This window comes from Streptomyces sp. NRRL F-5135 (assembly GCF_000719775.1).
Lineage (GTDB): Bacteria > Actinomycetota > Actinomycetes > Streptomycetales > Streptomycetaceae > Streptomyces > Streptomyces hebeiensis.
The window spans coordinates 232,066-246,938 of the sequence record NZ_JOHR01000014.1 but is presented as its reverse complement, the minus strand read 5'-3'; the positions used below and the strand labels follow the sequence as shown (position 1 = coordinate 246,938).

The following is a 14,873-nucleotide window of genomic DNA, read 5'->3' as shown; positions in this document are numbered from 1 at the left end:
GGCGTACCGGTCGTACGGATCGAACAGGTGGGGCCGGTGGGGCACACGGGCGCGCATGCGGTGCGCGTACGTCAACGCGCACATCGCGCCACCCCGCCCGTCCCCGCGCCGAGGGCGCCGCTGCCCACCCGGCCGCCCTCCTTGGCGAAGGTCGCGTACACGTCGTCGTAGGCGTCGTACGCGTCGGCGCGCACGTCCGCGTTCGGCGCGGCGCACGGTTCGGCGGCCATCAGAAGTCCCAGCCCTCGTCGTCGGGCAGCCGCCGGGCGGCCTTGGTCGCGTCGGCCGCCGCCGCGAAGGCGTCTCCCGCCATGCCCGCGGTCAGTGTCGTCCCGTCCACGGGGTCGATGAGCAGGAAGGATCCGGTGCGGCGCGAGTCCGCGTACGGGTCCAGGGCGAGCGGCTCGGCCGTCCTGACCACCACCCGGCCGATGTCGTTGGCGACGAGTTCGCCGGGGGAGGGGTGCTGGGACAGGTCCGCCAGGGTCAGCCGGGACGGGATCTCCTTGACGATCGCCTTGACCGTACGGGTGGTGTGCTTGAGCAGCACCCGCTGGCCCACGGTGAGCGGCTGGTCCGCGACATGGCAGACGGTCGCCTCGACGTCCCGCGTGGTGGCGGGCGCGTGCGCCGTGGGCGCGATCAGGTCGCCGCGCGAGACGTCGAGGTCGTCGCCGAGCCGTACGGTCACGGACTGCGGTGCCCAGGCGGCGTCCACGGAGGTGTCCGCGCCCAGCCCGGCGCCGAGCGCGTCGATGGCCTCGATGGTGCTGGTGCGGCCCGAGGGCAGGACGGTCACGGGATCGCCCACGCGCAGCACACCGGAGGCGATCTGTCCCGCGTAGCCCCGGTAGTCGGGGTGCTCGGCGGTCTGCGGGCGGATGACGTACTGGACGGGGAAGCGCGCCGGGCAGTCGGTCAGGTCGTGGCTGACCGGCACGGTCTCCAGGTGCTCCAGCACGGTCGGGCCGCCGTACCAGTCCATGTGCGCGGACGGCTCCACCACGTTGTCACCGGCCAGCGCGGAGATCGGGATGGCCGTGATCTCCGGGACGCCGAGGGAGGCCGCGTACGCGGTGAACTCCTCGGCGATGGAGGCGAACACGGGCTCGGCGTAGTCGACCAGGTCCATCTTGTTGACGGCGAGCACCACGTGCGGGACGCGCAGCAGGGCGGCGACCGCCGCGTGCCGGCGGGTCTGCTCGACCACGCCGTTGCGGGCGTCCACCAGGACGACGGCCAGCTCGGCGGTGGAGGCGCCGGTGACCATGTTCCGGGTGTACTGCACATGGCCCGGGGTGTCGGCCAGGATGAACCGCCGCCGGGGCGTGGCGAAGTAGCGGTAGGCGACATCGATGGTGATGCCCTGCTCCCGCTCGGCACGCAGCCCGTCGGTGAGCAGTGCCAGGTCCGGCGCCTCCTGGCCCCGGCTGCGGGAGGCGTGCTCGACGGCCTCCAGCTGGTCGGCCAGCACCGACTTCGAGTCGTGCAGCAGCCGGCCCACCAGGGTCGACTTGCCGTCGTCGACGCTGCCGGCGGTCGCGAACCGGAGCAGGGTCGTCTCGGACAGCCGACCCGCGAACTCGGCGGCCCGGTCGGTGACCTGCTCGGTGGTCCGGCCGGCGGCCCGGGTCCGGTCCTGGCCCTGGTCCTGTCCGTCCTGTCCCCGGACACGGCCCGCCGCCGGTGCCGGGCCGGGGGCCGGTGCCGGGGCGTGGGCCGTGGCCGCGGCGTCCGCACCCGTGCGGGCCGAGTGGGCCCCGTGCGCCCCGGAACTCGTACCTGTGCTCGTCATGGCTAGAAGTACCCCTCGCGCTTGCGGTCTTCCATCGCGGCCTCGGACAGCTTGTCGTCCGCGCGGGTCGCGCCCCGCTCCGTCAGCCGGGAGGCGGCGATCTCGGTGATCACCGCGTCGAGTGTGGTGGCGTCGGAGTCCACGGCGCCCGTGCAGGACATGTCGCCGACCGTGCGGTAGCGGACCAGGCGCCGCTCCACGGGCTCGGAATCCTTCGGCCCGCCCCAGTCGCCGGCCGTCAGCCACATCCCGTTCCGGCGGAACACCGCGCGCTCGTGCGCGAAGTAGATCTCCGGCAGGGTGATCCCCTCGCGGGCGATGTACTGCCACACGTCCAGCTCGGTCCAGTTGGAGAGCGGGAAGACCCGGACGTGCTCGCCGGGGGCGTGCCGGCCGTTGTAGAGCTGCCACAGCTCGGGCCGCTGCCGGCGCGGGTCCCACTGCGAGAACTCGTCCCGCAGCGAGAACACCCGCTCCTTGGCGCGCGCCTTCTCCTCGTCGCGCCGGCCGCCGCCGAAGACCGCGTCGAACCGCTCGGCCTGGATCTTCTCGGTCAGCGGAACCGTCTGCAGCGGGTTACGGGTGCCGTCGGGGCGCTCGCGCAGCTTCCCCGCGTCGATGTACTCCTGGACGGACGCGACGTGCAGCCGCAGGCCGTGCTCGGCCACGGTGCGGTCGCGGTACTCGATCACCTCGGGGAAGTTGTGTCCGGTGTCCACGTGCAGCAGCGAGAACGGCACCGGCGCGGGCGCGAACGCCTTCAGCGCCAGGTGCAGCATGACGATGGAGTCCTTGCCGCCGGAGAAGAGGATCACCGGCCGCTCGAACTCGCCCGCCACCTCGCGGAAGATGTGCACGGCCTCGGACTCCAGCGCGTCCAGGTGGGTCAGCGCCCAGGGCGCGGACGCGTCCCCGGCGCTCCCGGCGTTCCTGGTGCCGTCGGCGCCGCCGGTGACGGTGGTGACGGTCGTGGTCACGCGAGACCCCTTTCGATGAGCAGTGCGTGGAGTGCGGCGGCGGACTCCTGGACGGTCTGGGTGTGCGACTCGATCCGCAGGTCGGGGGAGTCCGGCTCCTCGTACGGGTCGTCCACCCCGGTGAGCCCGGTCAGCTCGCCCGCGGCCTGCTTCGCGTACAGCCCCTTCACGTCCCGTACGGAGCACACCTCGACGGGCGTGGCCACGTGCACCTCCAGATAGCCGGTGCCCTTCTCCTGGTGGCGCTTGCGCACGGCTTCCCTGCTGTCCGCGTACGGCGCGATCACCGGCACCAGCGCCTTGACGCCGTTGGCCGCGAGCAGCTCGGCGACGAAGCCGACGCGCTGCACGTTGGTGTCCCGGTCGGCGCGGCCGAAGCCGAGGCCGGCGGAGAGGAACGCGCGGATCTCGTCGCCGTCGAGCACCTCCACCCGGTGTCCGTCGGCGCGGAGCCGGCCGGCCAGCTCGCCCGCGATGGTCGTCTTGCCCGCGCTGGGCAGCCCGGTGAGCCAGACCGTGGCGCCCAGCTCCGTCACGTCAGTCGTGCTCAACCGTTCCTCCTGGTCCCGTTCCTGATCGCCCGTCGGCCGACCGTCCGCCGGCCGTCGGGTGCCGGACGGGCGGCCGACAGCCGGTCCGCCGTCATCCGTGCAGCCCGCACTCGGTCTTGGCCCGGCCCGCCCAGCGCCCGGCGCGGGCGTCCTCGCCCGCCAGGACCCGGCGGGTGCAGGGAGCGCAGCCGACCGAGGCGTAGCCGTCGTCGAGCAGCGGATTGGTCAGCACACCGTGCTCGGCCACGTAGGCGTCCACGTCGTCCTGAGTCCACCGGGCGATGGGGGAGACCTTGACCTTGCCGCGCCGCTCGTCCCAGCCCACGACGGGGGTGTCCGCCCGGGTCGGGGACTCGTCCCGGCGCAGGCCCGTGGCGTACGCCGCGTACCGGGTCAGGCCCTCTTCCAGAGGCTTGACCTTGCGCAGGGCGCAGCACAGGTCGGGGTCGCGGTCGTGCAGCTCGGGGCCGTACTCGGCGTCCTGTTCGGCGACGCTCTGCCGCGGGGTGAGCGTGATGACACGGACGTCCATCACGGCGTCCACGGCGTCGCGGGTGCCGATGGTCTCCGGGAAGTGGTAGCCGGTGTCGAGGAAGACCACGTCGACCCCGGGCATGGCCCGGGAGGCGAGGTGGGCGACCACCGCGTCCTCCATGGAGGAGGTGACGCAGAATCGTTTCCCGAAGGTGTCCGCGGCCCAGGTGAGGATCTCCAGGGCCGTGGCCTCCTCGAGCTCCCGGCCCATCCGCTCGGCGAGCGCCCGGGGATCGTCGGTTTCCGGCAGTGCCGTCATGTCTCTTCCCCTCCGTCAGGTCGCTGAAGTCCGCGGGTGAGGAGCCCGAGGAACGTCAACGTGAAGGCACGGTTGCACCCCGCGCATTCCCAGGCGCCACGGCCCTGTTCGCCCGGCCGGAGGTCCTCGTCGCCGCAGTAGGGGCAGTAGAAGGGAGCAGCGCGCTCACTCACGACAGGGCCTCCTCGGAAGCGCGTGCCGCCCAGGCGGCGAACCGCTCGCCCTCCTCGCGCTCCTTGCCGAAGCGGCCCAGCACCCGCTCGATGTAGTCGGGCAGTTCGTCGGCGGTGACCTTCAGGCCGCGGACCTTGCGTCCGAAACCGGCCTCGAGACCCAGCGCGCCGCCCAGGTGCACCTGGTAGCCCTCCACCTGCTCGCCGGCGGAGTTCATCATCAGCTGGCCCTTGAGACCGATGTCCGCCACCTGGATACGGGCGCAGGCGTTGGGGCAGCCGTTGATGTTGATGGTGATCGGCTCGTCGAAGTCGGGGATCCGGCGCTCCAGTTCGTCGATCAGCGTCGAGCCGCGCTGCTTGGTCTCCACGATCGCCAGCTTGCAGAACTCGATCCCGGTGCAGGCCATCGTGCCCCGCCGGAACGGCGACGGCGTGACCCGCAGGTCCAGCGCCTCCAGCCCCGCCACGAGCGAGTCGACCCGGTCCTCCGCCACATCGAGGACGATCATCTTCTGCTCGGCCGTGGTACGCAGCCGGCCCGAGCCGTGCTCCTCGGCCAGCTCGGCGATCTTCGCCAGGGTCGCGCCGTCCACCCGGCCGACGCGCGGGGCGAAGCCCACGTAGAACCGGCCGTCCCGCTGCCGGTGCACGCCGACGTGGTCGCGCCAGCGCTCCACCGGCTGCTCCGGGGCGGGGCCGTCGATCAGCGGGCGCTTCAGGTACTCGTCCTCGAGGACCCGCCGGAACTTCTCCGGGCCCCAGTCGGCGAGCAGGAACTTCAGCCGGGCGCGGTTGCGCAGCCGGCGGTAGCCGTAGTCACGGAAGATCGAGATGACACCGGTGAAGACATCGGGCACCTCGTCCAGCGGCACCCAGGCCCCCAGACGCTGCCCGATCTTGGGGTTGGTGGACAGTCCGCCACCGACCCAGAGGTCGAAACCGGGGCCGTGCTCGGGGTGGCGCACCCCCACGAACGCGACGTCGTTGATCTCGTGCGCCACGTCCAGCAGCGGCGATCCGGAGATCGCACTCTTGAACTTGCGCGGCAGGTTCGAGAACTCGGGACTGCCGATGATCCGGCGGTGGATCTCCTCGATCGCCGGGGTGCCGTCGATGATCTCGTCCTCGGCGACCCCGGCCACCGGGGAACCGAGGATCACGCGCGGGGTGTCACCGCACGCCTCGGTGGTGGACAGGCCCACGGCCTCCAGCCGCCGCCAGATCTCCGGCACGTCCTCGATCCGGATCCAGTGGTACTGGACGTTCTGCCGGTCGGTGATGTCGGCGGTGCCCCGCGCGAACTCCTGCGAGATCTCGCCGATGACGCGCAGCTGCTCCGTGGTCAGCCGGCCGCCGTCGACGCGCACCCGCAGCATGAAGAACTTGTCGTCCAGCTCCTCCGGCTCCAGGACCGCGGTCTTGCCACCGTCGATCCCGGGCTTGCGCTGCGTGTACAGGCCCCACCAGCGCATCCGTCCGCGCAGGTCGTTGGGGTCGATGGAGTCGAAGCCCGCCTTGGAGTAGATCGTCTCGATGCGTGTCCGCACATTGAGACCGTCGTCGTCCTTCTTGAACTGTTCATTGCCGTTGAGCGGAGTGAAGTGCCCCACGGCCCACTGGCCCTCGCCGCGGTGACGGCTCACTTTGCGGCGGGGCGTGGGGGTGGACGGCTTTTCCGGGGTGGCGGCCATGACGGTTACGTCCTTCGAGACATGCAGGAGGGCACTCTGAAACGCACACGCGCGCGGATGCGCGGCGGTGCGCGGAATCATGAGCGGAAAGAGGTGGAGAGCAGGGAAAAGAGCAGGGGAGCGCGGCGGTGCTGGGACTCTCAGCCCGCCGGACAGATGGCGCTGGACATACGGCCGAGGTCGACGTGGCGTCGACTCACCAAGGCAATCCCAGCTCTGGACATGACGAAAGCGTGTCACGCGGATCTCGGGGCAGTCCACTACTATCCAGAATATGGACTACATCGTCTTGCAATGCGGGATTTGTGGCCCTCGTCACGGGCTGTCGAGGTTTCACGCGCCAGCGGGCCGGCCGACCCGCCCGGTTTCGTCATTTCGCGATGTCAGGACGTCAGGAATATAGGAGCTTTCCAGAGCGCCCCCCTATCTTCTTCCCCATGGCTGAACGCGACGACTTCACCACGGAACGCGACGGGATGTCCCGGCGGGGCGTCATCAAGGCGGGGGTGACCGGCGCGGGCGCCGCCGCGCTCGCGCTGCCCGGCGGCCCGAGCGCCGCCTTACCCCGGCCGGCCCGCGCCGCCGCGTCCCTCCTCGACGCGCCGGCGGGAACCCGCACCCTCACCTTCACCGCCGGCACCAACGCCTCCGTGTCCGCGTCCCCGGCCGGGGAGAGGCTGGTCCTGGAGGTCCAGGGAGTGCTCTGGGCGCTGCCGCGCGAGGGCGGCGCCGCGACCGCGCTGACCCGGCCCGGTCTGGAACCCGCCCGGGTGGCCTGGTCACCGGACAGGAGGCTGATCGCCGTCTGCGCCTACCAGGGCGGCGGATTCCACCTGTGGACGATGGCGCCCGACGGCTCCGGACTGCGCCAGCTCACCTCGGGTCCGTGGGACGACCGCGGTGTGACCTGGTCCCCGGACGGCACCCGGCTCGCCTTCGCCTCCGAACGGGGCGGGGACGCCGTGGCGGGGAGCGCGTACGGCATCTGGACGGTCGACGTGCGGTCCGGCGCGCTGACCCGGCTCACCGGGGCGCGGGGAACCGAGGACTACGACCCGGCCTGGCACCCCGACGGCCGGACGGTCTGGTTCGTACGGTCCACCGGCCAGGGCGGCCGCACCCTCGCCTCCGTACCCGCGCGCGGCGGCGCGGTCACCGTGGAGCGGACCCTGACCGAGGGCGCGCTGCTCTGCCCCGCGATCGCCGCCGACGGCCGCGTGGCGTACGTCCAGCTCCCCGATGTCGCCCCGCGCACCACCGCGGCGAGCTGCGTCCTCATGGTGGACGGCGAGCCGGTGACCGACGAGGGCGAGGAGGTCTCGCCGACACCACCGTCCTGGACGGCCGACGGCGAGCTGTTCTACGTCGCCGACGGGCGGCTACGGGTCCGACGCCCCGTCCGGGCGTCACACACCGCCGCGCCCGCGGCCGGGAAGGAGACCATGACCCCGACGGGACAGGCGGCGACCGCCCAGGTGGCCGCGCCGGTGGCCGCCCCGGGGACCGCGGGCTGGTCCGCCGCGCGGGAGATCCCCTTCACCGCCTCCCTGGACGTGCCCCGGCCCGCCTACCGGCGCAAGCGCCACGACTTCGACTCGACCGAGGCCCGCCCGGTCCGCGGCATCCATCTGCCCGCACTCTCGCCCGACGGCACGTCGGTCGCCTTCGCCGCGCTCAACGCGCTGTGGGTGATGCCGCTCGGCGGGCGCCCCCGCAAGCTGCGCCAGGCGGCCCCCGCCGGCTATGTCCAGATGCCGTCCTGGGCGCCGGACGGGCGCAGCGTGCTCTACGCCTACGAGGACCTCGGCCAGGGCCACAGCCTGATCGGCGTGCGCAGGCACCGGCTCGACGACGGCACCGAGGAGGTCCTGTCGGCGGGCGGACGCGCCAACCCCGTGCTCTCGCCGGACGGCCGCCGTCTCGCCTGCCAGGACACCACCGGCGATCTCCTCGTCCGCGACCTCGCCACCGGCGCGGAGAAGGTACTGGTCACCCCGCTCGGCGCCAACGGCCTGCCGGGCGCGCCCAGCTGGTCGCCCGACGGACGGTACCTCGCCTTCTGCGACCGCAACCGGCTCAACCAGCGCTTCCGCGAGGGCTACAACCTCATCCGGGTGGTCGACACCCGTACCGGCCGGTCGCGCGCGTACCAGCCCCAGCCGCACGCCTCGCTGTCCGACCGCCGCAACAGCGGCCCGGTCTGGTCCCCGGACGGGACGTCGATGGCCTTCGTCATGGAGTCCGCCCTGTGGGTGCTGCCGGTCCGGCCCGACGGCGCGCCCGCCGGGGAGCCGCGCCGCGTCACCGACGAGATGGCCGACCACCCCTCCTGGTCCGGCGACTCGCGCACCCTGCTGTACCTGTCCGGCGGCGAGCTCCGGCTGATCCGCGCGGACGGCACCGGGCGGCGCACCGTGCCCGTACCGCTGGAGTACGGCCGCCGGCCGGCGCCCCGGTCCCGGGTCCGGGTGCACGCGGGCCGACTCTGGGACGGCACCGGCGAAACCGTCCACGAGGACGTCGACCTCGTCCTGGAAGGCAACCGGATCGCGGCCGTGGAGGACCACCGGCCGGGACCGGCGCGGCGGGGCGAGCGGCTGATCGACGCGTCCCGGTCCACCGTCCTGCCCGGCCTGTGGGACTCCCACACCCATCCCTACCAGGACGTCTACGGCGGCCGTCAGACGAGCCTGATGCTCGCCTACGGCATCACCACCCATGTCTCCCTCGGCGGCTTCGCGTACGAGGCGGTCCGGATCAGGGAGTCCGTGACGGCCGGCCGGATGACCGGGCCCCGGCTCCTGATGACCGGCGAGCTGACCGACGGCGCCCGCGTCGCCTACAGCATGGGCCGGGCGCACCGCACCCGCGACGGGGTACGGCGCACCCTGCGCCGGGCGGTCGCCCTCGACTACGACTTCGTCAAGACGTACGTGCGCGCGCCCGGCTGGACCATGCGGGAGGCGGCCCGTACCGCGCACGAGGAACTCGGCGTCGCGTGCGGGAGCCACCTGCTGTCACCGGGCGTCAATACCGGCCAGGACCTGACCACACACCTCCAGGCCACCCAGCGCTCGGAGTACGGACGCGCCCTCTCACCCACCGGACAGTCCTACCAGGACGTGCACGAGACCTACCGCGACGGTGACTTCCGGCTCATCATGACGCCGTTCGCCGCGCTCTCCCTGCTGGGCGCCGATCCCGCGCTCGCCGACGACGCCAGGGTGACCACGCTGATGCCGCCCTGGGACACGGCCGCCGTGCGCGACGCGGCCTCGGCCCCGCCGCCCCCGGCCGTCGCGGCGGCCCTCGCGGAGGAGACCGCCCTCTACCGCGGCCTGCTCGCGGCGGGCGGCACGCTCGTCCTGGGCACCGACGCGCCGCTGGTCCCCGTCGGGCTCCACCTGCACCTGGCACTGCGCGCGCTGCACGACATCGGCAAGCTGTCGGTGGCCCGAACCCTGCGCACGGTGACGGCGGTCCCGGCCCAGGTGTTCGGTGTCGGCGACGACCTGGGGACGCTGGAGCCGGGCAAGCTCGCCGACCTGACCGTGGTCGACGGCAACCCGTTCGAGGACTTCGGCGATCTCGTCCGTACGGCCTGGGTGATGCGGGACGGGGTCGTCCACCGCCAGGAGGACCTGGTGGCGGCCTTCACCGACCGCGCGGCGGGTCGCGGCCGGGCGGCCGACCGGGAACGCGACCAGGAACATCAGGAACGTGACGACTGGCTCGACGTGGGCCGTCGGCTGCGTGCCGAGGGCTGCTGCGCGGAACCGCTCCTCACCTGAGTGGGGTGCGGGGCCGCGGCTCGGGGCCGTCCGGCCCGAAGGGCTCCGGACACGGTTCCGTCGGCCCGGGGAGTCCTGGCGGCCGGGAGGGCTACGCCTCCTCCTCTTCGGTCTTCGTGTCGTAGAGCGTGAAGCCCCGGCTCAGGTAGTTGTCCATGGCGTGCGGCCCGTCCTTGGAGCAGGTGTGCAGCCAGACCCGCTTCGTCGGGAGCCTGCCCGGCCACCGACCGGCCAGGTCCCAGGCGCGGGCCGCGCCGTACGACAGCAGATGGCCGCCGATGCGGCGGCCGCGGAAGGAGGGGAGCAGGCCGAAGTACACGATCTCCACCGTGCCGTCGTCCTCGCCCGCCAGTTCGAGGTAACCGGCCGGAGTGCCCTTCTCGTACGCCACCCACGTCTCGGTGCCCGGCCGGGAGACGATGTCCCGCCACCGCTCGGCCGACAGCGGCAGCCGGTCGGTCCAGCCGACGTCGGCGCCGACGGCCGTGTACAGGAACCGGCTGAACTCGGGCGAGGGCACCTCGGCCCGGACGATCCGCACCTCGCCGTCGGGCCGCGCGGCGGGGCGCAGACCGCCGGGCGAGGTCTGTTCCAGGTACCAGGTGGTGACAGTGTTGCTCATGGGGCACAGCGAACCACAGCGGTCCCCGGCCCCCGAACGAGGGCCGGGCACCTCACCGGGGGGCGCGAGTGCGGGGTGTGCCCGGAGCCGAGCCCCGCCAGGTCACCGGCCGCGCCCGGCGCCCCGTCAGGCCCCCGCTCTCCCCCCCGGGCCCCGCTCCGTCAGGCCACCGCTCTCCGTGGGCCGCTCGTCGGGCCCCGCCCCGTCAGGCCACCGGCCGCGCCCGGTCCACCACCGAGGCCAGGTCCAGGCTGTGCGGCAGCGTGCCGAAGGCCGCGCCCCAGTCCTTGCCGAGCCGCGACGCGCAGAACGCGTCCGCCACCTCCGCGGGGGCCCACCGCACCAGCAGCGAGCCCTGGAGCACCAGCGCCATCCGCTCCACCAGCCGGCGCGCCCGGGCCTCGATACCGTCCAGGTCGGCCAGTTCGGTCAGCAGGTCCTTGATCGCCGCGTCCAGCCGGTGATCGGCGCCGCGCGCGGCACCCACCTCCTGGAGGAACGCGTTCAGCGCCGCGGGTTCCCGCTGGAGCGCGCGCAGCACGTCCAGCGCCTGCACATTGCCCGCCCCCTCCCAGATCGAGTTCAGCGGCGACTCGCGCAGCAGCCTCGGCATGCCGGACTCCTCCACGTAGCCGTTGCCGCCCAGGCACTCCAGCGCCTCGACGGCCACCGGAGTGCACCGCTTCGTCACCCAGTACTTGGCGGCGGGCACCGCCAGCCGCAGGAACGCCCGCTCCTCCGCCGCGCCCTCGTCCCCGTTCTGGACGTGGTCGTACGCGGCGGCCAGCCGCAGGGCCAGCGTCGTCGCCGCCTCGGACTCCAGCGCCAGGTCCGCCAGGACGTTGCGCATCAGCGGCTTGTCGATCAGCTCGCCGCCGAACGCGCCGCGGTACGTGGCGTGGTGCACCGCCTGCGCCACCGACTGGCGCATCAGCGCGGCCGAGCCCGCCACGCAGTCCAGCCGGGTCGCCGCCACCATCTCGATGATGGTGCGCACCCCGCGACCCTCCTCGCCGACCCGGCGTGCCCACGTGTCGTCGAACTCGATCTCGCCGGAGGCGTTGGACCGGTTGCCCAGCTTGTCCTTGAGCCGCTGGATCCGGAACACGTTGCGCGTTCCGTCCGCCAGCACGCGCGGCACGAGGAAGCACGTCAGCCCGCCCGGCGCCTGCGCCAGCACCAGGAAGCCGTCGCACATCGGCGCGGAGCAGAACCACTTGTGACCGGTCAGCAGGTACTCGCCCGCCGCGTCCAGCGGCCGGGCGCCCGTGGTGTTGGCGCGCACGTCGCTGCCGCCCTGCTTCTCCGTCATGCCCATCCCGAAGAGCACGCCGGTCTTCTCCGCGGCGGGCCGCAGCCCCGGCTCGTACCGGTGGGAGGTCAGCCGCGGTTCCCACTCGGCCGCCAGCCCGGGATCCGCGCGCAGCGCGGGCACCGCCGCGTGCGTCATCGAGACCGGACAGCCGTTCCCGGCCTCCGCCTGCGTCCAGATCATGAAGCCGGCCGCGCGGCGGAGGTGGCCCCCCGGGCGCCCCCAGGCGTCGGTCAGCCCCGCCGAGACCGCGCCGTCCAGCAGCCGGTGCCAGGCGGGATGGAAGGAGACCTCGTCGATCCGGTTGCCGTACCGGTCGTGCGTGCGCAGCTCGGGCGGATGCTCATTGGCCAGTGCGCCCCACTCCTGGACCTCGGCCGACCCGGCGGCCCGGCCGAGCGCCGTCAGCTCCGCCCGGGTCTCGTCGAGGAGGGCGGGCGCGCTGTGCCGCGCGACGCCTTCGGAGAGGGCCCGGTCGGTGGCGAAGATGTCGTACCCCACCAGGGGCGGAACCTGATTGGTCACTGTGTGGGTGCTCGCTGCCATGCCGATACGGTAAAGAGGTGCAGGCAGCAAAAGAAACACCCGAGCGGCCGTCCGGCCGCCTCCACCGGGCGCGAGTCCTCTACCGCAACGTCTCGAAGCGCGGGCTGGCCTGGCTGCTGCTCAAAGACACCGTCAACTCGTGCATCGAATACCGCATTCTGGGACTCGCCGCGGAGGCGGCGTTCTTCACCCTTTTGTCCCTGCCGCCCCTGCTGCTCGGTCTGATCGGGCTGCTCGGCTACGTGGACGAGTGGACGAGCACCACCACGGTCGCCTCCATCGAGAAGAACATCCTCGCGGCGTCCGGCACGGTCCTCTCCGCGCGCGGCGTCGACGAGATCGCCAAACCCCTGCTGACGTCCATCACCCAGGGCGGCCGGCCCGATGTGATCTCCCTCGGCTTCGCCATCGCGCTCTGGTCGGGCTCCCGGGCGGTCAACGTCTTCGTGGACACCATCACCGTCATGTACGGGCTCGACGGCCGGCGCGGCATCGTCGCGACCCGGCTGCTGGCCTTCTTCCTGTTCATCGTGGCGTTGCTGATCGGGGCCGTGGTGCTGCCGCTGGCGGTGGTGGGACCGGACCGGCTCGTGGCGGTGCTGCCCTGGGGCACCGAGGTCGCCTCCGTCCTGTACTGGCCGGTGGTGATCCTGCTGTCGGTGGCCTTCCTGACCACGCTCTACCACGTGTCCGTCCCCGTGAGGTCCCGCTGGATCGAGGACATGCCGGGCGCGTTGATCGCGCTGGCGATGTGGGTGCTGGGCAGCTTCCTGCTCCGCATCTACCTGACGAGCACCGTCGAGGGCCCCACCATCTACGGCTCCCTGGCCGCGCCCATCGCCGTGTTGCTCTGGATCGGGGTCTCCGCGTTCGCCGTGCTGGTGGGCGCGGCGGTGAACGCGGCGATCGACCGGGTCTGGCCGTCGGTCGCCACGGCCGCCGCCCGCGCGGCCAACGAACGGCTGCGCGCGGCCCACGCGGCGGAACTGGTGGCGCGCGCCGTCGCCACGGCCGAGAACCAGGACGACGACGTGACGGACCCGGATATGCCGTCGGAGTTCCCGGAGCGGTGGTCCAACTTCCTGCCGCCGGACGACGTGGTGTCGAGGGTGCGCTCGCGGCTGCCGGGGATATGGGACAGCGGGGCGCACAAGGCGCTGAAGGAGCCGAAGGACCTGAAGAAACCGAAGGACGTGAAGGAACCGAAGGAGCCGGGGACGGGCAAGGGGGACGACGAGGGACGCGGGGGAAAGGGCGAGGGGACGAACGCGTAGGCCCGCGGTCGGCCGGGCGGATTAGCCTCACTCTTGTGTACGAGGAACGGACCTCGCGGGTCGACGGCGCGGTCGTGTGGACGCGGACCGTCGAGCCGCGAACCCCGGGGGCGGCCCCGGCCGGGGGCACGGGCGGCGCGGCCCCGGTCCATCCGGTGCTGCCCGACGGATGCATGGACCTGCTCTGGATCGGGGGCGGGCTCCTGGTCGCGGGCCCGGACACCCGCGCGTACGTGCCGCCGCGCGAACTGGCGGGCGCGCACTGCGCCGGCGTGCGGTTCGCGCCGGGGACCGCGCCCGCGTTCCTCGGCGTACCGGCCCACGAACTGCGCGACCGGCGGGTGGCACTCGCCGATCTGTGGTCCCCGGCCGAGGTGCGGCCGCTCGTCGCGCGGCTGGAGTCCGCGGCGGACCCGGCGACCGCGCTGGAGTCCGTGGCGCTGACGGCGGCGAAGCGCCGGCGGCCGGCCGGGACCGCCCCGCCCGACCGCGTGGTGCGGGCGGTGGTCGACTCGCTCGACGGGGGCCGTACGGTCGCGGCGACCGCCGACGCGGTCGGGCTGGGCGCCAGGCAGCTGCACCGCCGCTGCCTGGACGCGTTCGGCTACGGTCCCAAGACGCTGGCGCGGGTGCTGCGGCTGCAACGCGCGCTGGCGTTCGTACGCGCCGGTGAGCCCTTCGCGGTGGCCGCGCTCGCGGCGGGCTGCGCCGACCAGGCGCATCTGGCGCGCGAGACGCGCGACCTGGCCGGGCTCACGCTGACGGCCTACGCGGCGCTGGCGAAGAGCGAGACGGCGCAGCCGTCGGGGTCGAGCACCACCGCGTAGCGCTGGCCCCAGACGGCGTCCCACGGTTCCAGGTGCCCCCGGTACCCGGCGGCGGTCAGCCGCTCGTACGTGGCGTCCACGGCGGCGGGGCCGTCGCAGACGAAGGCGAGCCCGAGGCGTTCGCCGCCCGTGGGGCGGCTCCAGGCGGGATCGTAGGAGCGGACGGTCTCCTCCGTGTCCCACAGCACGCGCAGACCGCTGGGCAGGGTCGCCTCCGCGTGCGGGGCGGTGTCGGCGTCGGCCGGTACGTCCAGGCCGAGCAGCCGGTAGAAGGCGAGGGAGGCGGCCATGTCGGAGACGACGAGGCCGACGGCGTCGAGCCGGGGCGCGGCCGAGGCGGCCGAGGGGTCCGTGGGACGAGCGGAGTGGCTGGTCGTGTTCATGGGCCCACCGTACGAGCGGCGCGGCGGGCGGGTCTTGAACGAATCGGACAACGGGCCGCCCCGTCCCCCGTCCGCCGACGCACACGACGGGCCACGCGCACTCGGTGCGTGGCCCGTCGGTGGTGTCCGGGCAGC

General features: G+C 73.3%; 13 protein-coding genes. 3 read left to right on the top strand and 10 right to left on the bottom strand.

All coding sequences use genetic code 11. The features are described 5' to 3' along the window. Positions 1-71: 71 nt before the first annotated feature. The 7 genes from IG02_RS40955 to IG02_RS43685 all read right to left on the bottom strand — a co-directional run bounded on the left by IG02_RS40955 (position 72) and on the right by IG02_RS43685 (position 6,207). On the bottom strand, positions 72-230 hold the full coding sequence (locus IG02_RS40955) for a hypothetical protein (RefSeq protein WP_107055692.1): 159 nt from the start codon (positions 228-230) through the stop codon (positions 72-74). Then, on the bottom strand, positions 230-1,795 hold the full coding sequence (locus IG02_RS0125065; protein WP_234314901.1) for a sulfate adenylyltransferase subunit 1: 1,566 nt from the start codon (positions 1,793-1,795) through the stop codon (positions 230-232). The genes IG02_RS40955 and IG02_RS0125065 overlap by 1 nt, the downstream gene beginning before the upstream one ends. Positions 1,796-1,797: 2 nt before the next feature. After that, positions 1,798-2,772, bottom strand: a complete 975-nt coding sequence (gene cysD, locus IG02_RS0125060; protein WP_030752392.1) for a sulfate adenylyltransferase subunit CysD — start codon at positions 2,770-2,772, stop codon at positions 1,798-1,800. Next, positions 2,769-3,323, bottom strand: a complete 555-nt coding sequence (gene cysC, locus IG02_RS0125055) for an adenylyl-sulfate kinase (protein WP_030752389.1) — start codon at positions 3,321-3,323, stop codon at positions 2,769-2,771. The genes cysD and cysC overlap by 4 nt, the downstream gene beginning before the upstream one ends. Positions 3,324-3,414: 91 nt before the next feature. Further along, positions 3,415-4,116 (bottom strand): phosphoadenylyl-sulfate reductase, encoded by a 702-nt coding sequence (locus tag IG02_RS0125050; protein WP_030752386.1) that lies wholly within the window; start codon positions 4,114-4,116, stop codon positions 3,415-3,417. Between the two features lie 169 nt (positions 4,117-4,285). Continuing rightward, entirely contained in the window at positions 4,286-5,983 is a 1,698-nt protein-coding gene (locus IG02_RS0125045; protein WP_030752383.1) for a nitrite/sulfite reductase, read from the bottom strand. Positions 5,984-6,123: 140 nt separating this feature from the next. Then, on the bottom strand, positions 6,124-6,207 hold the full coding sequence (locus IG02_RS43685) for a putative leader peptide (protein ID WP_309471194.1): 84 nt from the start codon (positions 6,205-6,207) through the stop codon (positions 6,124-6,126). A gap of 213 nt (positions 6,208-6,420) precedes the next feature. On the opposite strand from IG02_RS43685, the gene IG02_RS0125040 reads away from it, so the two are divergent. Continuing rightward, the gene (locus tag IG02_RS0125040) at positions 6,421-9,774 is read left to right on the top strand and encodes an amidohydrolase family protein (RefSeq protein WP_030752380.1); all 3,354 of its coding nucleotides are present in this window, start codon (positions 6,421-6,423) and stop codon (positions 9,772-9,774) included. 91 nt (positions 9,775-9,865) lie between these two features. On the opposite strand, the gene IG02_RS0125035 is transcribed toward IG02_RS0125040, so the two are convergent. Both IG02_RS0125035 and IG02_RS0125030 read right to left on the bottom strand, forming a co-directional pair. Beyond that, on the bottom strand, positions 9,866-10,396 hold the full coding sequence (locus tag IG02_RS0125035; protein ID WP_030752377.1) for a GNAT family N-acetyltransferase: 531 nt from the start codon (positions 10,394-10,396) through the stop codon (positions 9,866-9,868). A gap of 205 nt (positions 10,397-10,601) precedes the next feature. Next, complete coding sequence (locus IG02_RS0125030; RefSeq protein WP_030752373.1) at positions 10,602-12,254, bottom strand: acyl-CoA dehydrogenase family protein; 1,653 nt, start codon at positions 12,252-12,254, stop codon at positions 10,602-10,604. A gap of 17 nt (positions 12,255-12,271) precedes the next feature. On the opposite strand from IG02_RS0125030, the gene IG02_RS0125025 reads away from it, so the two are divergent. Together IG02_RS0125025 and IG02_RS0125020 are read left to right on the top strand one after the other, a co-directional pair. Then, entirely contained in the window at positions 12,272-13,528 is a 1,257-nt protein-coding gene (locus tag IG02_RS0125025; RefSeq protein ID WP_051765698.1) for a YihY/virulence factor BrkB family protein, read from the top strand. Between the two features lie 35 nt (positions 13,529-13,563). Continuing rightward, positions 13,564-14,355 carry a helix-turn-helix domain-containing protein gene (locus IG02_RS0125020; protein ID WP_030752370.1) on the top strand — a complete coding sequence of 264 codons (792 nt, stop codon included), beginning with the start codon at positions 13,564-13,566 and terminating at the stop codon, positions 14,353-14,355. Here IG02_RS0125020 and IG02_RS0125015 read toward each other — a convergent pair. Further along, on the bottom strand, positions 14,295-14,738 hold the full coding sequence (locus IG02_RS0125015; RefSeq protein ID WP_051765696.1) for a VOC family protein: 444 nt from the start codon (positions 14,736-14,738) through the stop codon (positions 14,295-14,297). The two genes, IG02_RS0125020 and IG02_RS0125015, sit on opposite strands and share 61 nt — an antisense overlap. Between the last annotated feature and the right edge of the window lie 135 nt (positions 14,739-14,873).

Excerpts from the sequence above, each read along its gene's own strand:
- IG02_RS40955 (WP_107055692.1), bottom strand. The coding sequence starts at position 230 with ATGGCCGCCGAACCGTGCGCCGCGCCGAACGCGGACGTGCGCGCCGAC.
- IG02_RS0125030 (WP_030752373.1), bottom strand. The coding sequence starts at position 12,254 with ATGGCAGCGAGCACCCACACAGTGACCAATCAGGTTCCGCCCCTGGTG.
- IG02_RS0125045 (WP_030752383.1), bottom strand. The coding sequence starts at position 5,983 with ATGGCCGCCACCCCGGAAAAGCCGTCCACCCCCACGCCCCGCCGCAAA.
- IG02_RS43685 (WP_309471194.1), bottom strand. The coding sequence starts at position 6,207 with ATGTCCAGAGCTGGGATTGCCTTGGTGAGTCGACGCCACGTCGACCTC.
- IG02_RS0125015 (WP_051765696.1), bottom strand. The coding sequence starts at position 14,738 with ATGAACACGACCAGCCACTCCGCTCGTCCCACGGACCCCTCGGCCGCC.
- IG02_RS0125050 (WP_030752386.1), bottom strand. The coding sequence starts at position 4,116 with ATGACGGCACTGCCGGAAACCGACGATCCCCGGGCGCTCGCCGAGCGG.
- IG02_RS0125040 (WP_030752380.1), top strand. The coding sequence starts at position 6,421 with ATGGCTGAACGCGACGACTTCACCACGGAACGCGACGGGATGTCCCGG.
- IG02_RS0125035 (WP_030752377.1), bottom strand. The coding sequence starts at position 10,396 with ATGAGCAACACTGTCACCACCTGGTACCTGGAACAGACCTCGCCCGGC.
- IG02_RS0125065 (WP_234314901.1), bottom strand. The coding sequence starts at position 1,795 with ATGACGAGCACAGGTACGAGTTCCGGGGCGCACGGGGCCCACTCGGCC.